Annotated in this window: 17 protein-coding genes and 1 tRNA gene; 9 read left to right on the plus strand and 9 right to left on the minus strand. The window is 74.0% G+C overall.

Features of this window, described 5'->3' with window-relative positions:
• The 3 genes from Q7L65_RS26865 to Q7L65_RS26875 all read left to right on the plus strand — a co-directional run.
• On the plus strand, window positions 1–2,800 hold a 2,800-nt coding region (locus Q7L65_RS26865), incomplete at its 5' end, for an EAL domain-containing protein (RefSeq protein WP_304726459.1).
• A gap of 83 nt (window positions 2,801–2,883) precedes the next feature.
• Window positions 2,884–2,956, plus strand: a tRNA-Thr gene (locus Q7L65_RS26870).
• A 61-nt stretch (window positions 2,957–3,017) separates the two neighbouring features.
• Window positions 3,018–3,218: a hypothetical protein gene (locus tag Q7L65_RS26875; RefSeq protein WP_304726461.1), complete on the plus strand. Its 201-nt coding sequence runs from the start codon at window positions 3,018–3,020 to the stop codon at window positions 3,216–3,218.
• A 3-nt stretch (window positions 3,219–3,221) separates the two neighbouring features.
• On the opposite strand, the gene Q7L65_RS26880 is transcribed toward Q7L65_RS26875, so the two are convergent.
• Window positions 3,222–4,886: a Na+/H+ antiporter gene (locus tag Q7L65_RS26880; protein ID WP_370552636.1), complete on the minus strand. Its 1,665-nt coding sequence runs from the start codon at window positions 4,884–4,886 to the stop codon at window positions 3,222–3,224.
• Between the two features lie 80 nt (window positions 4,887–4,966).
• Between Q7L65_RS26880 and Q7L65_RS26885 the strand changes: the two genes are divergently transcribed.
• A complete protein-coding gene (locus Q7L65_RS26885; RefSeq protein WP_304726463.1) occupies window positions 4,967–5,299 on the plus strand; it encodes a hypothetical protein in 333 nt (110 codons plus the stop codon).
• Here Q7L65_RS26885 and Q7L65_RS26890 read toward each other — a convergent pair.
• The 5 genes from Q7L65_RS26890 to Q7L65_RS26910 form a co-directional block, all read right to left on the minus strand.
• On the minus strand, window positions 5,241–5,672 hold the full coding sequence (locus tag Q7L65_RS26890; protein WP_304726465.1) for an SRPBCC family protein: 432 nt from the start codon (window positions 5,670–5,672) through the stop codon (window positions 5,241–5,243). The two genes, Q7L65_RS26885 and Q7L65_RS26890, sit on opposite strands and share 59 nt — an antisense overlap.
• A gap of 84 nt (window positions 5,673–5,756) precedes the next feature.
• Entirely contained in the window at window positions 5,757–7,325 is a 1,569-nt protein-coding gene (locus Q7L65_RS26895) for an MFS transporter (RefSeq protein ID WP_304726467.1), read from the minus strand.
• On the minus strand, window positions 7,322–7,903 hold the full coding sequence (locus Q7L65_RS26900) for a TetR/AcrR family transcriptional regulator (protein ID WP_304726469.1): 582 nt from the start codon (window positions 7,901–7,903) through the stop codon (window positions 7,322–7,324). Before Q7L65_RS26900 ends, Q7L65_RS26895 begins: the two co-directional genes overlap by 4 nt.
• Window positions 7,904–8,011: 108 nt before the next feature.
• On the minus strand, window positions 8,012–8,338 hold the full coding sequence (locus Q7L65_RS26905) for a hypothetical protein (protein ID WP_304726472.1): 327 nt from the start codon (window positions 8,336–8,338) through the stop codon (window positions 8,012–8,014).
• A gap of 353 nt (window positions 8,339–8,691) precedes the next feature.
• Window positions 8,692–9,348, minus strand: a complete 657-nt coding sequence (locus Q7L65_RS26910) for a TetR/AcrR family transcriptional regulator (protein WP_304726474.1) — start codon at window positions 9,346–9,348, stop codon at window positions 8,692–8,694.
• A 126-nt stretch (window positions 9,349–9,474) separates the two neighbouring features.
• Here Q7L65_RS26910 and Q7L65_RS26915 point away from each other — a divergent pair, with 126 nt between their 5' ends.
• From Q7L65_RS26915 to Q7L65_RS26935, 5 genes are all read left to right on the plus strand, one after another.
• Window positions 9,475–10,935 (plus strand): amidase, encoded by a 1,461-nt coding sequence (locus tag Q7L65_RS26915; RefSeq protein WP_304726476.1) that lies wholly within the window; start codon window positions 9,475–9,477, stop codon window positions 10,933–10,935.
• 132 nt (window positions 10,936–11,067) lie between these two features.
• Window positions 11,068–12,030: an SDR family oxidoreductase gene (locus Q7L65_RS26920; RefSeq protein ID WP_304726478.1), complete on the plus strand. Its 963-nt coding sequence runs from the start codon at window positions 11,068–11,070 to the stop codon at window positions 12,028–12,030.
• Window positions 12,027–13,286 carry an RNA polymerase sigma factor SigJ gene (sigJ, locus tag Q7L65_RS26925; protein WP_304726481.1) on the plus strand — a complete coding sequence of 420 codons (1,260 nt, stop codon included), beginning with the start codon at window positions 12,027–12,029 and terminating at the stop codon, window positions 13,284–13,286. The genes Q7L65_RS26920 and sigJ overlap by 4 nt, the downstream gene beginning before the upstream one ends.
• On the plus strand, window positions 13,286–13,714 hold the full coding sequence (locus Q7L65_RS26930; protein ID WP_304726483.1) for a hypothetical protein: 429 nt from the start codon (window positions 13,286–13,288) through the stop codon (window positions 13,712–13,714). Before sigJ ends, Q7L65_RS26930 begins: the two co-directional genes overlap by 1 nt.
• A 237-nt stretch (window positions 13,715–13,951) precedes the next feature.
• A complete protein-coding gene (locus tag Q7L65_RS26935) occupies window positions 13,952–15,886 on the plus strand; it encodes a hypothetical protein (RefSeq protein WP_304726485.1) in 1,935 nt (644 codons plus the stop codon).
• Here the strand turns inward: Q7L65_RS26935 and Q7L65_RS26940 are convergent.
• The 3 genes from Q7L65_RS26940 to Q7L65_RS26950 all read right to left on the minus strand — a co-directional run bounded on the left by Q7L65_RS26940 (window position 15,830) and on the right by Q7L65_RS26950 (window position 19,888).
• The gene (locus tag Q7L65_RS26940) at window positions 15,830–17,641 is read right to left on the minus strand and encodes a hypothetical protein (RefSeq protein ID WP_304726488.1); all 1,812 of its coding nucleotides are present in this window, start codon (window positions 17,639–17,641) and stop codon (window positions 15,830–15,832) included. The genes Q7L65_RS26935 and Q7L65_RS26940 overlap by 57 nt on opposite strands.
• 134 nt (window positions 17,642–17,775) lie before the next feature.
• Complete coding sequence (locus tag Q7L65_RS26945; RefSeq protein WP_304726490.1) at window positions 17,776–18,834, minus strand: hypothetical protein; 1,059 nt, start codon at window positions 18,832–18,834, stop codon at window positions 17,776–17,778.
• 172 nt (window positions 18,835–19,006) lie between these two features.
• Window positions 19,007–19,888, minus strand: coding sequence for a RimK family alpha-L-glutamate ligase (locus Q7L65_RS26950; protein WP_304726491.1), 882 nt, complete (start codon window positions 19,886–19,888; stop codon window positions 19,007–19,009).
• Between the last annotated feature and the right edge of the window lie 92 nt (window positions 19,889–19,980).

A 19,980-nucleotide genomic window follows, 5' to 3' on the forward strand; every position in this document is an offset into this window, starting at 1 on the left:
CGACTTGGACGCCGCGCCCGCCGGCGCGGCACCCGCGCCCGGCGCCGCGCCCGCCGCCGCCCCGCCCGCCCCCAACGGCGCCCCGATCACGATCGCGCGCCGTGCCGCCGCCGCGCGGCACGAGCTGCTGGAGGGCACGGGGCTGGCGATCCCGCTCGTCGCCGGCGGCGCCTGCGAGGGCGTGCTGGAGCTGCACCTGCGGCCGGGCGCGGCGTTGGACCGCGAGCTCGTCGCCGACGTCGGCGCGCTCGCCGGCCAGGTCGCGCTGCACCTGCACTACCGCCGCGGGGCGGCGCTGCTGGACCTGCACCAGCGCGCGCTCGCGGCGACCAACAACGGCATCGTGATCGCGGAGGACGACGGCGCCGGGCGCTGGCCGGCGACGTTCGTCAACGAGGCCTTCGAGCAGCTGACCGGCTACCGCTCCGACGAGGTGCTCGGCCGCAGCCTGGCGCTGCTGCAGGGCGCCGAGACCGACGCGGAGGCGATCGCCGAGATGGGCGCCGCGTTGCGCACCGGCGAGGAGTGCTGGGTGACGGTGCGCAACTACCGCCGCGACGGCTCGCCGTTCTGGAACGAGATCTTCCTGATGCCGGTCGCCGACGACGACGGCACCGCGCGCCGCTACGTCGGGATCCTGCACGACGTGACCGAGCGCGTCAGCGACGCGATCGAGCTGGCCGAGACCGAGTCGCGCTACCGCACGCTGATCGAGACGATCCCGGCCGTCACCTACGTCAGCGAGTGGGACGAGCTCGGCACGTTCGTCTACGTCAGCCCCCAGATCGAGCAGCTGCTCGGCTTCCCGTCGCAGCGCTGGATCGGCGAGACGACGCTGTGGGAGGACCAGATCCACCCCGACGACATCGACCGCGTGATGGCGGAGACGCGCTACGCCTTCCGCGAGGAGACGTCGTTCGACTGCGAGTACCGGATGCTGCACGCCGACGGCCGCGTCGTGTGGGTCTGGGAGCACGACACCGTGATCCGCGACGAGCACGGCAACCCCCGCCTGACGCAGGGGATCATCACCGACGTGACCGCGACGCGGATCGCGGAGGCGGCGCTGGCGGAGAGCGAGGAGCGCAGCCGCGCGGTGATCGGCGCGCTGGAGGAGGGGCTGCTGATCTACGGCTCCGACGGCCGCGTGATCAGCTGCAACGACGCCGCCGTGCGGATCTTCGGCGCGCGCTCCGCGGAGGAGCTGATGGACATGGGCCAGGGCGCGAGCGGCGTCACGATGACGTTCGAGGACGGCACGCCGATCACGAGCGAGACCTCGACGGCCGGGCGCGCGTTCGAGACCGGGCTGCGCCAGCCGGAGAGAGTCGTCCACTTCGAGCGCGCCGACGGCTGGGAGCTGTGGGCGACGGTCAGCAGCCATCCGATCTTCCACGAGGGCGACACGCGGCCCTACGGCGTCGTGTCGGCCTTCACCGACATCACCGAGCGCCGCCGCGCGCAGGAGCAGATCGCGTTCCTCGCCTACCACGACTCGCTCACGAAGCTGCCCAACCGCGCGCTGCTGGACGAGCACCTCGCGCTCGCGCTCGCGCGGGCGCGGCGCGCCGGCAGCTCCGTCGCGCTGCTGTACGTCGACCTCGACGACTTCAAGGCCGTCAACGACAGCCTCGGCCACGCCGCCGGCGACGAGCTGCTGCGGCGGATCGCGGTGCGGCTGAAGACGGTCGTGCGCACGACCGACCTGCTCGCGCGCCAGGGCGGCGACGAGTTCCTGATCCTGCTGACCGACCTCGACAAGGACGCGCGGCTGCGCGCCGAGGCGGTCGCCAAGCAGGTCGAGGCGGCGCTGCTGGAGCCGTTCCACCTCGCCGACGCGGAGTTCGAGGTCGGCGCCTCGATCGGGATCTCGATGTACCCCGACGACGCCGCCGACGCGGACACGCTGCTGCGCCACGCCGACGCCGCGATGTACGAGGTCAAGCACGCCGGCCGCGGCGGGATCGCCAGCTACGGCGGCGACTCGCGCCAGACGCTGGCGCGGCTGTCGCTGACGAGCAAGCTGCGCCGCGCGCTGCAGCGCGACGACTTCGTCGTGCACTACCAGCCGATCGTCGCGCCCGGCGACGGCGGGCTGCACGCGTTCGAGGCGCTCGTGCGCTGGCAGGACGCCGAGCGCGGCATGGTCGGGCCCAACGAGTTCATCCCGCTGGCCGAGGACGCGGGCCTGATCGAGGCGATCGGCGGCTGGGTCCTGCACGCCGTCTGCGCGCAGCAGCGCGCGTGGTGCGCGGAGGGGCTGGCCAGCCACGTGCACGTCAACGTCTCGCCGCGCCAGCTGCGCAGACCGGACTTCCCCTCGACCGTGCGCGCGGCGCTGGACGAGCACGGCCTCGACGCCTCGATGCTGACGCTGGAGATCACCGAGTCGGCCGCGATGCTCGACGCCGAGCGCGCGAACCCGGTCGTGCTGGCGCTGCACGAGCTGGGCGTGCGGCTCGCGATCGACGACTTCGGCGCCGGCCACTCCTCGCTCGTGCGGCTGCGCGACGTGCCGGTGCAGACGCTGAAGATCGACCAGTCGTTCCTGCGCGGCGTGCCCGACGACGCGCAGGCCTCCTCGATGCTGACCGCGATCATCGAGCTGGGCGCCGCGCTCGGCATGGTGACGATCGCCGAGGGTGTCACGAGCGAGGCGCAGCGCCGCTTCCTGGTCGAGCGCGAATGCCCGCTCGCGCAGGGCTTCCAGTTCGCCCGCCCGCTCTCCGCCGACGACGCGACGGCGCTGCTGAAGCGCGGCGGCGCGGTCGGCGGCGCGGCGCGCGGCGGGGCGCGCTGAGCGGCTCGCCGGCCCGCGCGGCGGCGTTCGCCCCCGGCTCTGCGAGCGCCGCGCGCCAGGGTTCGCTACGCTGGCACCTCGTCGCCCTCTTAGCTCAGTTGGTAGAGCACTTCCATGGTAAGGAAGGGGTCTCCGGTTCGAGTCCGGAAGAGGGCTTGCTGGAAGCCGCCTGCGAGGGCGGCTTCCTTGTTTCCGGGCTCGGTGTCAGGAGAGCGTGATGGGCGCAGTGATCGTGACCGACGCGACGAACGCGGGCGACAGCGTCAAGCTGATCGTGCGCGAGTCCTACGACGACGTCGTCGAGCGGCTGCGGGCCGCGGCCGGCGGCGGGCTCGCGCTGTTCACGCTGCACCAGGACGGCAAGCGGGTCGCGGTCAACCCCGCCCACGTCGCGTTCGTGCGCGAGCCGTACGCGTAGGGCTCAAGAGCCCACCGGCGAGCCTTCCTGGAAGTCCAGCTCGCGCTGAAGGATCCGCAGGCTCGCGTCGGGCAGGCGGCCGGCGTCGCGCCAGCGCACCAGTTCCTCGCGCTCGGCGTCGATCATGCTGCGGCGCAGCAGGCCGCGGGCCTCGGTCTCGCGCGCGAACTGGTCGTCGTCGACCTCGTCGTCGGCGAGCGTGCTGACGCGGTTCTGCGCCCGCGTGCGCCGCACCTCGTAGAGGCTGCGCAGCCGCGCCCCGACGTCGGCGGGGACGCGCTCCTCCTCTATCAGCTCGTCCAGCCGCCGCAGCGCGGCCTCGACCGCCGCCAGCCGCGCCTCCGCGCGCACGCGGCGCTGCTCCGCCTCGTCGGCTCTCAGTCTCAGCGCTCGCAGCAGCGGCGCGAACGTGAGGCCCTGCCCGACGAGCGTGATCAGCACGACGAGGTAGGCGCAGAACAGCAGCAGGTGGCGGTCGGGGAAGTCGAGCGGCAGCGCGAACGCGGTCGCGAGCGTGATCACGCCGCGCGTGCCGGCCCACCACAGCGCGACGACCTCCCGCAGCGACAGTCTCGTCTCGCCCGCGGCACGCGTGATGCGCCGCAGCCACAGCAGCCACAGCGGGCGCACGAGCAGCACGGCGCCGACGGTCCCCAGCGCCGCGGCGGCGATCGTCGAGGCGGAGTAGTCGCCGAGCCCCTCGACGACGTTGTCCGCCTGGTTGCCGATCAGCAGGAAGACGTAGCCCTCCAATATGAACTCGAGCAGCCGCCAGACGGCGCGCGTCTGCAGGCGGGCGGGACCGGACTCGATCACCGGCGACTGGTGGCCGAGCGTGAGGCCGGCGACGACGACCGCGAGCACACCGGAGGCCTCGGCCGACTGCGCCAGCGCGAAGGCGGCGAACGGCGTCGCGAGCGAGAGCGCGTTCTCCAGCAGCGGATCCGACAGCCGCCTTGCCGCGAAGCGCACGATCGCGGCGATCAGCAATCCTGCCGCGACGCCGCCGGCGACCGCCCAGATGAAGCGCCCGACGCCCTCCGGCAAGGCGATCCCGCCGCCCGCCGCGGCGGCCGTGACGGCGATCCCGTAGAGCGTCAGCGCGGTCGCGTCGTTCAGCAGCCCCTCGCCCTCGATCAGCGTCGTGAGCCGCTCCGGCATCCGCGCGCGGCGCCCGATCGCGAGCGCGGCGACCGGGTCCGGCGGCGCGACCGCGGCCCCGAGCGCGAGCGCCGCCGCGAACCCGATCGCCGGCACGATCGCGTCGAGCACGACCGCCACGACCAGCGCCGTCGCGAGCACCAGCCCGACCGACAGCGACCCGATCACGCGCAGATGCGAGCGCATCTGCAGCACGCTCGCGTTGAGCGCCGCGGCGTACAGCAGCGGCGGGATCAGCAGCTCCAGCACGACGTCCGGATCGAGGTCTCTCGACGGCCCGACGTTCAGCACCGACAGCACCGTCCCGGTCAGCACGAACAGCACCGCCGCGGGCAGCCCGGTCCGATCCGCCACGACGCGGACGGCCAGGATGATCAGCAGTCCGCTGAGTCCGATGAGGATGACGTCGAGGATTCCTTGATGATCGCGGATGGCACGTCGGCGACAGTCGCTCCCCAGCCGTCCGCTCGTCGATTCCGAGTGGCAATGTGCCAGCGCGGGCGGCAGACGGCACGGGACACTCGTGCTGAGCGAGCCGGCGCGGCGCGGTCCGGCGCGGCGCTGCCCAGCTCGACGCGGAGTGGATCGTGCTGTACGGCGGCGGCTGGTGGCGCGGGCCGCCGGTGCTGTGCCGGCGCACCTCGCCGTGGCAGGCCAAGAGCGGCGCGGAGCTGAACGCGAACGACTACCCGGCGGCTCTGCACGCCGCGTACTTCTGCTGCTCGCTGACGCCGCTCGAGCGCCAGCCGCGCTGGATGGAGGCGCTCGATCCCGCCGTGCTGCTGCCGCCGAGACACGTGCGTGACGCTCCGTTCTCGAGCAGCTGGCTCGACGTGATGCTGGCGGTCGACGCGGCCCGGCTCAATCCGGTGCGAGCCGCTCGTCGAGCGCGCGCAGCGTCACCTCGAGCGAGCGTCTGAGCCAGTGCGCGCCGCCGCACACGAGCAGGAGGCGGTCGAGCCAGGCGGCGACCTCGGTGCGGGCGGTCAGCGTGACGCTGGACGAGGCGGTGTGCTCTCGTATCTCCCAGCGCACGGTCCCGATCGTCGTGCCGCCGCCGGCCTCGACGCGGCCGACCAGCTCGTGCGGCGGGTCCGACACCGCCATCCGGATCCACAGCGTGCGGTGGATTCCGAGCGGACCGCGCAGGCGCACCTGCGAGCGCTCGCCGTCGTAGGGGCGCAGCGGCTGCAGGCGCCGGCCGAGCAGCTGCCAATGGCGGTCCGGGTTCTCCAGGAACGTGTAGATCTCCACGGGTGAAGCGGCGATCGTGCGAGTCGCGTGGACGTCCACCAGCGGGAACGATGACCGGTCAGGCGGTCGAGGCGTGCCGCGGAGGCGCCGACGAAGGGCCGGACGGGATCGTGGAGCGAAGGATCACTGCTGTTCTACGACAGCAATCTTGCGGTCCTCGCGGCGGACCGGCGTCGGCGTCGGCGCCGGCGCCGACCGCCCGCGCAGCACCAGTGCCGCGAGCAGGGCGCTGACGGCGAGCAGGGCGATGCTGACGATGAGGACGACGTGCAGGCCGCTCAGGAACGCGTCGCGCGCGGCGGCGACGAGTGCGTCGCCGGCTGCCGCGGGCAGGCTGCCGACGACCTCGACCGCGCGGCCGAGCGACTCGTCGGCGGCGCTCTGCGCGCTGCTGCCGACGCCCGGCACGACGCCGATCGCGTCGGTGTAGACGGCCGCGAGGATCGAGCCGAGCAGGGCGACGCCGAGGCCGCCGCCGAGCTCGTAGGCGGTCTCCTCGATCGCCGCGGCGTTGCCGGCGCGCTCGGCCGGCACGGCCGAGATGATCACGTCGTTGGCCGCCACGAGCGCGATCTCGAGGCCGAGGCCGATCGCGACGAACGGGATCGACAGCAGCAGGACGCGGTCGTCGAGGCCGAGCGCCAGCAGCGGCACGAGCGCGACCGTCGTCAGCGCCAGCCCGCCGGTGATCGTCGTGCGCGTGCCGAGGCGGCGCAGCACCGGCGCCGCCAGCAGGCCGCCCGCGAGGCTCGCGATCATCAGCGGCAGCAGCCGCACGCTCGCCGCCAGCGGCTCCAGCCCGAGCACGAGCTGCAGGTACTGCGCGAAGAACAGCTCCAGCCCGACGAGGCCGAACATCGACAGCAGCACGCAGCCGGTCGCGACGGTGAAGGCGCGGTCGGCGAACAGGCGCATGTCGAGCAGCGGCTCCGAGCGCGCGAGCTGACGGCGGGTGAAGACCGTCAGCGCGACGAGCGCGGCGACCAGCACGCCGATCACGAGCGGATCGGCAAAGCCGTGACGCGCGCCCTGCTTGAGGCCGAACGCGAAGCCGAGGATGCCGGCGCCGACGAGCACGACCGACGGCGTGTCCCACGGCGGCGGGACCAGCGCCTTGCTCTCGGGCAGCAGCTTCAGCCCGAGCGGCAGCACGATCAGGACGACCGGGACGTTGATCAGGAAGACCGCGCCCCACCACCAGTGCTCGACGAGGAAGCCGCCGACGAGCGGGCCTATCGCCGCGCCGCCGGCCATCGTCGCGCTCCAGATGCCGACGGCGGTACGGCGCTCGTCACGATCCTCGAACGCATTGCGCACGATCGACATCGTCGAGGGCAGGATCATCGCGCCGCCGACGCCCATCACCGCGCGCGCGGCGATCAGCACCGCCGGTGACCATGCGGCCGCGGCGAGCGCCGAGGCGGCCCCGAAGACGACGAGGCCGCCGAGCAGGATCCGCTTGCGCCCGAAGCGGTCGCCGAGCGCGCCGGAGGCGACCAGCAGCGGCGCCACGACGAGCGGGTAGACGTCGATGATCCACAGCAGTGCGACCGCCGACGGCTTCAGGTCCTCCGTCATCGCGGGCGCCGCGACGTGCAGCACCGTGACGTCGATCACGACGACGAGGACGGCCGCGCAGATGACGGCCAGCACGGTCCAGCGACCGGCGGCGGCGGGGAGTCTCGGGCTCATGGCCGTGTGTAGGTGGCGCCGGCCGGCGCCTCGGTGGTGCCGCGCGTGGCGATGCCGCCGAGCACGGTCGCGCGCACGAGGCGCGGTGCTTCGCGGGGCCCGACGTGGCCGTCGTCGATCGCCCACCAGATCGCTTCCAGCTGGGCGCCGACGGAGTAGGCGAGCCAGCGCGGCGGCAGGTCGGGACGGAAGGCGCCCTCGACCTGCCCGCGCGCGAAGAAGCGCTCCAGGCGCGCGTCCTGCGTCTCTATCTCGGCGACGAGCCGCGGGACGCGGTAGACGTACGGCTCGGCGAACAGCAGCGCGTACGCCTTCGCGAACGCGAGCGTCGAGTCGAGCAGCCGCTCGAACGCCTCCAGCACCGGCGCGTGGTCGATGCCGGCCGCGTCGAACAGCCGCTCGCAGTCGGCCAGCACGTGCTCGCTGAGACGCTCGACGAGCGTCTCGCGATCGCCGAACGCGCGATGCAGCGTCGTGCGGCTGATGCCGGCGGCGCTGGCGATCTCCTGCATCGAGGAGCCCGGCTGGCGGGCCAGCACGCGCGCGACGGCGTCAAAGAGCTGTGTCTGGTCCGCCATGGAACGTCAGCGTAGCAGGTGGAACAAAACTGTTTCATCTGCTGCTTGAGTGTTGCGTTCTCTGGGTGAGCGTTCGCGACCGTCGTCGCGCTGTCCCGGCGTTGCTCCCTACTGCGCCAGTCCGCACCGCGCGCAGACTGCCGCGAGTCGCTCCATCGCCGCGTCGGGGCGGTCGGGGAGCGCGTCGAGCGCCGCCGCGGCTGCCTGCACGTCCTCGATCGTGACGTTGCCGGCTTCGAGCGCGAAGCGGCCGAGCCAGCGCACCGCGGCGCGGTCGTAGCCGTCGTGGTCGCGCATCAGCAGGCAGATCCGCAACGCGTCCTGGAGGCTGATGTGCGGCATCGCCGCGGCCAGTGAGCGGATCCGCGGGAGGTCGCCGGCGTCGAGCGCCTGGCGGAAGATCACGTACGGAGGAATGCCGGTGCCTGTAGTCACGAACATATGTTCGCAGTGGGTTCTACAGCCTATGAGTGGAGTCGGCGGCTCGGTGGGGCCGCTTGGGCGCGGTCGAACCGTTCGAGCGAAATCTTCGCCATCGGGCCAACCACGTCGCTGGCTGCGTCCCGCAATATCCCTCTCGTTCTAAATCTCTCCTCCTTAGAACACAAGGGTTGGGCGCCGGTGCACCCGGGGGGGCACGCCGGCGCCCAACCCGATCCCCCTTCGAAATCTCGTGGCTGTGGTGGCCGCTGGTGGCACGGGGCTCGCTCGCCGGCAACGGCGGGCGAGCCCTCAGCCGCGCCGCAGACCGCCCGGCAGGCGGCCCGCGCCCGGTGCGCTGCGTCCGCTCAATCGCCCGCCCGCGCCCCGCGCACGATCGTCAGCAGCGCGTCGGCGGTGCCGTGCGCGTCCTGCGCGCCGGTGCCGAGGCGCCGCATCGTCAGGCCGATCATCAGCGCGACGACCGACGGCGCGTGGCGTGCCGGCTCGGGCACGCCGAGCGCCTCCAGCACGGCGGTCGCGAAGTCCTCGTAGGCCGCGAAGCAGCGCGCCGAGGCGTCCTGCAGCGCCGGGTCGCGCGACGCCTCCAGGTGCAGCTCCAGCTCGGCGACCGCGCCGGGCCGCGCCGGGTCGCTGTCGAGCAGCTGCTCGACGGCGACCGCCGCCTGCTTCGGCGTCGCCTCCGCCGCGCGCAGGCGCTCCGCGATCGCGCCGAGCCTCGCGACCTCGCGTTCGACGTAGCGCAGCAGGCTGTCGCGCAGCAGCTCCGTCTGGCTGCGGAAGTGGTAGGTCAGCGAGCCGAGCGCGACGCCCGCCTCCGCCGCGACGCGGCGGTTCGTGACGGCGCCGATCCCGTCCTGCGCGATCACGCGCAGGGTCGCGTCGAGGATCCGCTCGCGCGTGGCGGCCGGGGCCGGCGCTGCGACCGGCGCTCGTAGCGCGGCGGCTCGGGTTCGCTGCGGGATCGGCGTGGGCGCCCCCGCGGGCGGCGTTGGCGCGGACACGTTGGACGGGGTCGCGGACGACTCGCGATCGGCTGTCGAGGTGGGTTCGATGGTGGCGGAGCATATCCGCCGTGGCGTATCGTTCGTTCGAACGAACGAGATCGAACCGGATCCGTGGAGGAGCCCATGGAGGCAGCCGGGAGCAGCACGCGGGACGAGCTGGCGTTCGCAGGACTGGGCACGCTCGCCGCGCTGGTGGCGGCGGGAGACGTGTCCGCACGGGAGCTGGTGGAGCTGTCGCTGCGGCGCATCGACGCCGCCCAGCCGGTCCTCAACGCGTTCCGCTGCGTGCGCGACGAGGCGGCGCTGCGAGAGGCGGCCGAGGCCGACCGCGCCCGCGCCGCGGGCACCCGCCTGCCGCTGCTGGGCGTGCCGGTCGCGATCAAGGACGACATGGACCTGGAGGGCGAGGCGACGCCGTTCGGCTGCGAGGGCGCGTTCGCGCTGCGCGCCGCCGACGGCGAGGTCGCCCGGCGCCTGCGCGCGGCCGGCGCGGTGATCGTCGGCAAGACGACGACGCCCGAGCTGGGCCAATGGCCGTTCACCGAGGGTCCGGCGTTCGGTGCGACGCGCAACCCGTGGGCGCCCGCGCACACGCCCGGCGGCTCCTCGGGCGGCTCGGCGGCGGCGGTCGCGGCGGGGCTCGTGCCGGCCGCGGTCGGCTCCGACGGCGCCGGCTCGGTCCGCATCCCCGCCGCCTGGACGCACCTCGTCGGCGTCAAGCCGCAGCGCGGCCGGATCTCCACGCTGCCCGACCCGGACCCGTTCTACGGCCTCACCTGCATCGGCCCGCTGGCGCGCAGCGTCGAGGACGCGGCGCTACTGCTGGACGTGCTCGCGGGCGGCGCTGCAGGAGAGCGGCACGCCCCGCCGCAACCGCAGGAGCCGTACGTGCTCGCGGCGCGCCGCGACCCGGGCCGGCTGCGGATCGCGCTGTCGCTGCGGATCCCGTTCAGCGCCGCGCCGGCGCGGCTCGACGCCGCGGTGCGCGGGCGAGTGCTGTGGATCGCCGGCCTGCTGGCGGAGCTCGGCCACGACGTCGAGATCGCCGACCCCGCCTACGGGCTGATCGGCGCGAGCTTCATCCCGCGCGCGATGGGCGGCCTCGGCCGCTGGGCGGACGAGCGCGTCGAGCAGCCCGAGCGGCTGGACCCGCGCACGCGCCACGCGATCGCGGTCGGGCGCAGGCTGCGCCCGCTGCTCGGCATCGCACGCGCGCTGGAGCGCCCGCTGCAGCGCCAGGTCGGGCGGATCTTCCGCGACTTCGACGTCGTGCTGGCGCCGACGACGGCGCAGCCGCCGCCGCGGATCGGCGCGATCGACGGCCTCGGCGGCTGGGAGACCGACAAGCTGATGGTCGCGGCCTGCCCGTACACGTGGCCGTGGAACGTGCTCGGCTGGCCGGCCGTCAACGTGCCCGCCGGTCTGACCGACGGCGGCCTGCCGATCGGTGCGCAGCTGCTCGGTCCGGGCGGCGCGGAGCCGCGCCTGCTCGCGCTCGCCGCGCAGCTGCAGGCGGTCGAAGGATGGACCGAGTTGCAGCCGCCGCTGGGCGCGCTGACCGGCACGTTGCGCGTCGTCGCCTGAGCGGCGTGCCGTGGCGGGACGCACCGCTCGCCGGCGCATCGCGCGCCTGCTCGCGAACCTGTTGTCACACTCCGGCGGCCTGTGTCGTCTCCGCATCGAAACGGTGAACGGAACGCGGACAGGAGCGCAACGATGGACGTAGCGGTGATCGGAGGAACGGGGGTGCTGGGGCAGCCCGTGGTGGCAGAGCTGCTGGAGCGCGGTGACACCGTGCGGATCGTCAGCCGCAGCACGCCGGTGCCGGGCAGCGCGGCCGCGGCGCTGCTGGAGCGGGGCGCGCAGCATCGCGCTGCCGACATCCGCGACGGCGACGCGCTGGCGGCGGCGCTGCAGGGCGTCGAGACGGTCGTCGACGCGTCGAACGACCAGAGAGCGGCGCGCGAGCTGCTGGTCGAGGGCAACCGCAGGCTGTTGGCGACCGAGGCGGCGGCCGGCGTCGCGCACCATGTCGCGATCTCGATCGTCGGCTGCGATCAGGTGCCGCTCGGCTACTACCGCGCGAAGGTCGAGCAGGAGCAGGTCGTGGCCGGCGGACCGGTGCCGTGGAGCCTGCTGCGCGCGACCCAGTTCCACCAGCTGATCGACTATCTCTTCACGGCGTTCGCGCGCATGCGCATGCTGCCGAGCGGCGCCGCGCGCGTGCAGCCGATCGATCCCGCGGTCGTCGCCGCGCACCTCGCCGACGCGGTCCACGCCGGACCGTCCGGGCGGCGGCCGGAGATCGGCGGGCCGCGCGTGCAGACGCTCGGCGAGCTGGCGACGAGCTGGCGCGAGGCGCACGGCCGCCGCCTGCCGAAGGCTCCGCTGCCGCTGCCGCCGAAGCTCGGTCGCCCGCTGCGCGCGGGTGCGCTGTGCACCGGGGCGGCCGCGACCGGGACGCCGGACTTCGCGCAGTGGCTGGCGCGCGCCGGCGAGCGGGCAGCTGGCGCCGGCGGCGGCGAGTCCGTGTCCGAGGCAAGCGGCGCCGCACGCGCCGACGCCGCACGCGACGACGCCGCACGCGACGACGCCGCACGCGACGCCGGTACGCGACGCGCTGGTGCGCGCGCTGCCAACACGCTCCACGGCGACGTGAAAGAGTCGGTCTCGCGATGAGCAACCCTGCAGAGGCCGAGCAGCTCGCGGTCGCGTTCGAGGCCGAGCGGGGGTACCTGCGGCGGATCGCCTACGGCACGCTCGGCAGCTTCGCCGAGGCCGATGACGTCGTGCAGGAGGCGTGGCTGCGGCTGCAGCGCGTCGACGGTGCGCAGATCGACGATCTGCGCGCGTGGCTGACGACGGTCGTCGGTCGGCTGGCGCTTGACGCGCTCGGCTCCGCGCGCAGCCGTCGCGAGCGCTACGTCGGACCATGGCTGCCCGAGCCGGCGGTCGGCGCGGGCGGCGCGAGCGGCGAGCGACCGGTCTGGGGCGCGCAGGCATCGGCCGCCGACGCACGCGATCCGGCCGATCGCGTCACGCTCGACGAAGAAGTGACGACGGCGTTGCTGGTGGTACTGGAACGTCTCTCCCCGGCTGAGCGGACGGCGTTCGTGCTGCACGACGTCTTCGGCCTCGACTTCGGCGAGGTCGCCGAGGTCGTCGGACGCAGCCCCGCGGCCGTGCGTCAGCTGGCATCACGCGCGCGCAGACACGTCGACGAGGGGACGCCGCGCTATCCCGCCTCGCGCGAGGAACACGCGCAGATCGTCACCGCGTTCGCCGGCGCGTGGCAGGCCGGCGACGTCGACGCGCTCGTGAGCGTGCTCGACCCCGACGTCGTGATGACCTCCGACGGCGGCGGGATCGTCAACGCGATCCGCAGACCGGTCCTGGGGCGCGACCATGTCCTCGAGACGCTCGCCGGATTGGCCCGTGCCAACAGAGTCACCGGCCGCGTCGTGCGCGGCGCGCTCGTCGACGTCAACGGGCTGCCGGGCCTCGTACTGCACGACGGTGCGCAGTTGAGCGTCGTCTCGTGCACGATCGACAGGGGCCGGATCGTCGCGATTGACGTCGTGCGCAATCCGCAGAAGCTGCAGCACGTGCCGCTGCCGCCGGAGGCCGGTGGACCGCCGTCCGGGAGCGGCGCCGCGGATCCGTCGGCGATCGCCGGCGAGCCGTCCGCGGGTGACGACGCGATCGAGCCGTCCGCGGGTGACGACGCGATCGAGCCGTCCGCGGGTGACGACGCGATCGAGCCGTCCGCGGGTGACGACGCGATCGAGCCGTCCGCGGGTGACGACGCGATCGAGCCGTCCGCGGGTGACGACGCGATCGAGCCGTCCGCGGGTGACGACGCGATCGAGCCGCCCGCGGGCGACGACGCGATCGAGCCGTCCGCGGGTGACGACGCGATCGAGGAGGAGCGCTGATGCGCGCGCCTGGGATCGCGCGCGCGGCGCTCGTCGTGCTCGCGCTGGAGGCGGTCAGCGTCGGGTTGCCGGCGGCGTTCGCGCCGCGCGGCTTCTACGACGACTATCCGTTCTTCGCCAACTGGGTCGACCTGCTGCCGCCCTACAACCAGCATCTGGTGACCGACGTCGGCGGGCTCTACCTCGGCTTCGCGGTCGTGCTCGGCTGGGCGGCGTGGAAGCTGCAGACCGATCTCGTGCGCGCCGTCGGCACGGGCTGGGCGCTGATGTCGCTGCTGCACTTCGTCTTCCACGCCTCGCACCTCGACAACTTCTCGACAGTCGACGCGATCGCAGAGCTGATCGGCCTCGCGTTCGTGCTGGTCCTGCCGGCGTTCGCGATCTGGGGCGTCGGAGCGCGCAAGCAGCCGGCGGTCGCGTCCGGCTGAGGGCGCGCGGCGGCGCCCGTGCCCGCCGGCTGAGCCCGCACGGCGACGGCTCACGCGCGGCCGCGCCGCTGCCGGGCGCGCCGGGCGGGCCGGGCGTGCCCACCTGCCGGCGCGATGACGTCGCGGGCGATGACGTCGCGGGCGTCTGTCACCTTCCGGGGCAATGGCAGACCGGGAATACGCGACGTTCACACGACTGCAATCTCAGGCGCGTCCCCGACGGGGACCATTCAGATCATGAGCGTGCAGTCTCCTCGCCGCCACCTGCGGCCCACCCGCACGGCCCTTCGCTTCGCCACGGGCTGGAGCCGGCGCCGCCGCACGGTGCTGGCGCTCGTCGCGCTCGGGATCGCCTATGCGCTGGTGATGCAGAACCTCGGCTGGGCACAGACGGCGTACTTCGCGCAGGTCAAGGCGTTCGCCGACGGCAACGCGCAGATTGACGCGTATCACTGGGAGACGCGTGACAAGTCGTGGTACGACGGCCACTTCTACTCCGTCAAGGCGCCCGGAATGGCGCTGCTGCTGACGCCGGCGTACCTCGCGCTCGACGCCGTCGGCGCCGACCGGCTCGCCGACGACGCGGCCCGCACCGCGCGTGAGCACGGGCCGAGCCGCTGGGACTACAGAGCGCTGCCGGTCCACAACTACGGCTTCAGCGCGGTACGCCGCGACCGCATCCAGGATCAGCTCGAACGGCAGTCGCCGATCGTCTGGGCGCTCGGGCTGCTGGGGAGCGTGCTGCCGGCGGTGCTGCTGCTGGCGCTGGTCCGCTGGGCGGGCGACCGGCTCGTGCGCGGCGGCGGCCTCGCGGCCGCGGTCACGCTCGGCGCGGGCACGCTGATCCTGCCGTTCTCGACGCAGCTGTTCGGCCACGTGCTGGCGGCGGCGCTCGCGTTCGCGGCGTTCGCGGTCCTGTTGCGAGAACGCGCAGGACCGTCACGACTCACGCTCGTGGCGCTCGCGGGCCTGTGCGCCGGTTTCGCCGTGACGGTCGAGTACCCGCTCGCGATAGCCGGCGCGCTGATCGGCCTCTACGCGACCTTCCGCGGCGGCGCGCTCGCGACGTGGCCGGCGCGACTGCGGCGGGGCGGCGCCTTCGCCGGCGGCGTGCTCGTCGGCGTGCTGCCGCTGATGGCGTACAACGTGTGGGCGTTCGGGACTCTGTGGCACAACTCCTACACGGGCGCGGTCAGCGTGTCCGGCCGCAGCGGACACGCGCAGCTCGGCCTCAACGACTCGCACTTCTTCGGCATCAACTGGCCGGAGCCGGGCACGGCGCTGGAGCTGCTCGTGTCGGCGCGCGGCCTGCTGACGATCGCGCCGATCGCCGCCGTCGGCGTCTACGGCCTCGTGCTGCTGTTCCGTCGCGGTCAGCGCGCCGAGGCGCTGCTGGCGGGCGGGATCGTGCTCGCGTATCTGACCTACGACTCCGGCTACTGGACGCCGTTCGGCGGCGGCACGCCTGGCCCGCGCTTCCTCGTCCCGCTGCTGCCGTTCCTGGCGCTCGGCTTCGCGACCGCCTGGCGCGCGCGGCCGGCGCTGTGCGCGGCGCTGATGGGGCCGTCGCTCGTGGTGCTGCTGGCCGCCACGCTCACCCGCCCCCTGATCGGGGATCTCGACAGCGCGGGGATCTGGGCGAGCCTGATCGACTACGACCTGTTCTCCAACACGCTGCTGAGCGCCTTCGGTCTCGGCAACAGCTGGCCGACGATCCTCCCGGTCCTCGCCTGCGTCGCCTTCGCACTCGCGCTCGCGCTGCCGTGGGGGTCGGGTGGGGGAGCGGGTGCGCCGGCGGATGACGCCGCGCGCTTGGGAAGTCGCGACGAGCGCGACCTCGCGGCGTCGCTGCGCGCAGGCGGGTCGGCCGCGACGGCTGCGCCTGCCGGCGCAGCACGCGTCTCACGGCGCGACGTCGTCGTCGCGATCGGGGCCCTGGCGCTGTGGTTGGCGATCGCGGCGACGGCACCGGCGCTGTGGGACGTGCCGGCGGTCGTCACCGGCGACAGCGGGGCGGCGGCGCTGTTCGCCGCCGGTGCAGCACTCGGTCTGCTGTTGCTCGCGCTCGTCGCACGTTCCCCGCGGAACATGGCTGTTGCGGATGAAACAGATACGTCACGGACGCAACGCGGGAACACGGAAGAGCACGACGCCGTCCCGCAGTTCGCGTGAGATGCCGAGGGTGCGCCACGGGCGTTGCGCCCATGCCGCCCAGGGGCTGCCGGCGAGCCGGTCGCGGTGCAGGACGACCGTGCGCACGCCGAGCGCCTGCAGACGAGCGACCGAGGCGGCATCGGGGAATCCGGCGATCCGCGTTCTGAGGCCGAGGAAGGCCGGCGGGTTGGTCGAGCTGCGGCCGTTGACCATCAGCGGGAAGCCGTCGGTCGACCACAGCAGGTAGCGGCGGTTGTCGTCCGCCTCGATCGGCAGCTCCAGCAGCGGCGGCGTCGCGGCCGCGAGGCCGGCGGGCGGCCGCGGCACGGTCGGGTGCGGCGGGCCGGACAGGCGGCCGCCGTCGAGCGAGAAGGCGCTGCCCTCGAGCAGCACGAGCGCGGTCAGCAGCAGCGGCGCCCAGCGCCAGCGGCCCTGCAGACGTTGCGCTCCCGCCGCGGCCAGCAGCGCGAGCGCCAGCGTCGTCAGCGTCATCAGGCGGCCGGGGGTGCGGATCGCGTCCCAGCCGGGCAGCGCCGACAGCCAGCCGTAGGGGAAGAGAAAGCGCACGTCCGGGTCGGAGTAGCCGAGCGCGAGCACCGCGGTCACCAGCACGCCGATCCCGAGCCCCCGTCGCAGCGGCCGCGGCCAGCTGCCCCAGCCCGCGCCGAGCACCGCCAGCACGACGACGACGAGGCCGGGGAAGAGCGACTGCTCCGCGACGGCGTCGAAGCGGTCGCGCACCGGCGCCGTCGCGTCCGCCCACACGAAGCTGTCGCGCCCGGCGGCGAGGAACTGCAGCGGCCCGTCGGAGTAGGCGGCGACGATCTCAGGCCCCCGTCGCGCGCTCGGAAACGCATCGGCGACGCGCAGGTAGATCCGCCCGATCGCCACGCCGACGACGAGGAACAGCAGCCCGCCGGCGGCGGTCGCGGCGAGCAGCGGCCGGGGGAGCGGCGATGCGGCCGTCCCGCGCCCACCGTCCGCGGCAGCCGCGTCCGCGTGTCGGTCACTCGCCGCGCTTGGGTCGCCAGGCACGGTCGCGCCGCCGCCTGCGCCGCCGCTTGCGCCGCCGCCTGCCCCGCGCGCCGCTGCCCCCGCGCCGCGTCGCAGCCACCATCGGCGCGTGAGCAGCACGAGACCGAGTGCGAGCAGCAGGTAGGCGAGCTGGAGGCCGAGCGTCCAGCCGAGCGAGAGCTGCCACGTCGCGACGATCCAGCCGAGCAACAGGGTCCACGGTGCGTCGCGCCGCCAGCCGCGCACGAACAGCGCGAGCGCGAGCGGGATCCCGCCGCTGGAGATCACGTGCAGATGGCCCGCCTGCTCCAGCCGCCAGGGGGAGAACGCGAACGCCGCGCCGGCGACGAGCGCGGCGGCCGGCGGTGCGCCGAGCGTGCGTGCGAGCAGGTACGCGCCGGAGAACGCGAGCGCGTACGCGAACAGGTAGAGCACGTCGTAGCGCGCGATCGCGGCGTGCGGTCCGCGGCCGATCACGCCGGCGGGCGCATAGCCGATCAGCGCGTCGGAGAAGGCGAGCGTGTCGCGGTACGGATAGAACTGGTTCGCGTCGAACAGGTGCAGCGGCTGGTGCAACAGCGCGTGCCCGCCCCACGCGACCTGCCACGACTGCGACAACGGGTCGCCGAGGTCCTTCGCGACGTCGCCGCCGAGGTGCAGCACCAGCGGCCAGTGCATCAGCACGGCGAGCGCCGCGGAGCCGACCGCGAGCAGCAGCAGCTCGACCGCGAGCGGGGAGGGGCGGCGGACGCGCGACATCGGCGTCACCGTACGGGACGATGCGGAGGATCGTGTGTCGATCGCGGTGAACGGATCGCGCTGCCGGCGCAGAGCAGCGGCAAGCTCTGTCCCGCCATGGCGGCACAAACTGCGGCTGCTCGCGGACTGCGGCTCTACGCCCGGCCGGCCGAGGTCGCTGACGTGTCGGGCGACGACGCGACGAGCGCCGTCGCCGGCGGCGGGGCGGACGGGTCGTAGGCGGGCGGGCTGTCGTTGTGCTCGTCGACCCATGTGCGCAGGCCGCGCCGCAGCGCGCTCAGCGACCTGCCCTGGTCCTCGGCGAACGCGTCGCGCCAGTAGACCGAGACGATCCGGCGGTGCGTGTGCGCGGCGACGCGTTCGTGGCGACTGCTGGGCGGGACGCGCAGCAGTCGCACGCCGCCGCCCGCGGTGGCGTCGAAGATCGATCGCTGCGAGGCGCCGTCGTTGCGCACGACGATCGCGCTGAGCCGCAGACCGCGCATGTCGAGATCGGCGGCGAGGCGGCGGACGAAGCCGGTCGCGTCCTGCGGCGACGGCGGCCCGCCGCGCGTGCGCTTCAGCTCGGCCCACACGAAACGCGCGTCGACGTCGACGGCGATCAGCTGCCACAGCTGCTGCCCCCTGTGCGTATGCGGCAGCTTCAGGCAGGCGACATCGACGATGCGGTCCGTCGCTCTGCGCGCCTCTGCGGCCGTGATCGCCATTCCGGTCGCCCGCAGCGGTGCGTCCCGTACGCGGCGTTCAGTCGCGTCGGCATTGCGCACCAGGCGACTCGCTCTCGTCCCGGCGTCCTCCGCACCGCCCTCCGCGCCCTTCCCGCGCGCCCCCGCGCGTCTGTCGGCGCGCGGCTTGTTCGCTCCGCGCGCCTTCCGGCCCGGCACGCGTCGCGTCGGTTTCGCAGGCCGCTTCGGCGGCGCCGCGACGGGCGGCGGCGGGAACCTGTCGGCCAGCTTCAGGACCGGTCCCCAGCGGCGGCCGACGAAGCGCAGCACGAGTGCGTCGCGCTCGTAGGAGTAGCGGAAGCCGCAGCAGCGCGCGAGCGAGTAGACGCGATTGCCGACGCGCGTGCGCGGGCGCGGGACGCTGCGCGGCAGGCGCCACGGCGGGATGCCGGCCCAGTGCTGCCACAGCCCCGCGACGCACAGCATGCAGCCGATCAGCAGCAACAGCCCGATGAGGAACGCCGTCATCGGATCGCACCTCGCCGATCGCCCGCGCCGGGGCGTGACGGCACCGCTTCGAATCCGCTCGGTTCGGTCAACGTGGAACTTCCCTATTCCTCGTTAAAGCTCCTGGTTCCGAGAATAGATACCGGAATCTGGCGCGGCATGCAGGAGATTGCCGCTACGTGTCGTGCCGGAGCTATGCGCGCGCGGCGTCCAGAACGAGCTGCGCGAAGCGCTCGGCGCTGCCCGGCGCCGCTTCGAAGTAGAGCGTCGGCTCGACCAGTTCCAGCTCCATCAGCCAGACCTCGTCGGCCGGTCCGGCGACGAGGTCGACGCGCGCGTACAGCAGCGCGTCGTCGTCCACGCACGCGAGCGCGCGCTCGGCGACGGCGAGCTGCCGCGGGGTCGCCGTCGCGGGCACGGTGACGGCGCCGAACTCCGGCTGCACGCGGAACTCGCCCGCGGCCGGGCGCTTGCGCAGCACGTGGCTGAGACGGCGCTCGAAGAAGACGAGCGACAGCTCGCCCGCGACCGGCAGCGACGGTACGAACGGCTGCACCATCGCGTCGCCGGCGGCCGCGAGCGCGGACAGGTGCGCCGCGCCCGCCCCGCCGGGATCGCCCGCCGGCACGCGCAGCAGTCCCGACGAGCCGAGTCCGACCGCCGGCTTGACGATCGCCTCGCCTCCGGCCCAGCCGCGCTCGGCGAGCAGGTCGGCGAGCGAGGGGGAGGGGCCCGCCTGCCCCACCCACGCCGTCGGCACCGTCGGCACCCCGCGCTCGGCGAGCGTGCGCAGGTAGGTCTTGTCGGTGTTCCAGGCGATCGTCGCGGCGTGGTTGAGCAAGCGTGTCTCGCGCTCGACGCGCGCGGCCCAGTGGACGAACGCGTCGCGGCGCAGGTGGTAGTCCCACGGCGAGCGCACCAGCACGAGGTCGAACGCAGACCAGTCGACCGCGCCGTCGTCCCACGCGCGCGGCACGACCTCGGCGCCGAGCGCGCGCACGGCGTCGGCGAGGAGGGCGTCGTCGGGGTCGAGCGCGAGCAGCTCGGTGCAGGTGGCGAAGGCGATCGTCGTCATCGCGCGGCGACGATAGCGAGCCCCTGGGAGAGCTGCGGGGAGGGCCTGAAACGTATGGTTGTGCATGCAAGCTTCGCGCCAGAACGCGCTAT

The sequence above is a fragment of the Conexibacter sp. CPCC 206217 genome (genome assembly GCF_030646165.1).
Taxonomy (GTDB): Bacteria; Actinomycetota; Thermoleophilia; order Solirubrobacterales; family Solirubrobacteraceae; genus Conexibacter.

Bases quoted from the DNA above. Each gene is read 5' to 3' on its own strand.
- sigJ (WP_304726481.1), top strand. From the start codon at position 12,027: ATGAGCAACCCTGCAGAGGCCGAGCAGCTCGCGGTCGCGTTCGAGGCC.
- Q7L65_RS26875 (WP_304726461.1), top strand. From the start codon at position 3,018: ATGGGCGCAGTGATCGTGACCGACGCGACGAACGCGGGCGACAGCGTC.
- Q7L65_RS26930 (WP_304726483.1), top strand. From the start codon at position 13,286: ATGCGCGCGCCTGGGATCGCGCGCGCGGCGCTCGTCGTGCTCGCGCTG.
- Q7L65_RS26940 (WP_304726488.1), bottom strand. From the start codon at position 17,641: ATGTCGCGCGTCCGCCGCCCCTCCCCGCTCGCGGTCGAGCTGCTGCTG.
- Q7L65_RS26935 (WP_304726485.1), top strand. From the start codon at position 13,952: ATGAGCGTGCAGTCTCCTCGCCGCCACCTGCGGCCCACCCGCACGGCC.
- Q7L65_RS26895 (WP_304726467.1), bottom strand. From the start codon at position 7,325: ATGAGCCCGAGACTCCCCGCCGCCGCCGGTCGCTGGACCGTGCTGGCC.
- Q7L65_RS26900 (WP_304726469.1), bottom strand. From the start codon at position 7,903: ATGGCGGACCAGACACAGCTCTTTGACGCCGTCGCGCGCGTGCTGGCC.
- Q7L65_RS26945 (WP_304726490.1), bottom strand. From the start codon at position 18,834: ATGACGGCGTTCCTCATCGGGCTGTTGCTGCTGATCGGCTGCATGCTG.
- Q7L65_RS26950 (WP_304726491.1), bottom strand. From the start codon at position 19,888: ATGACGACGATCGCCTTCGCCACCTGCACCGAGCTGCTCGCGCTCGAC.
- Q7L65_RS26920 (WP_304726478.1), top strand. From the start codon at position 11,068: ATGGACGTAGCGGTGATCGGAGGAACGGGGGTGCTGGGGCAGCCCGTG.
- Q7L65_RS26915 (WP_304726476.1), top strand. From the start codon at position 9,475: ATGGAGGCAGCCGGGAGCAGCACGCGGGACGAGCTGGCGTTCGCAGGA.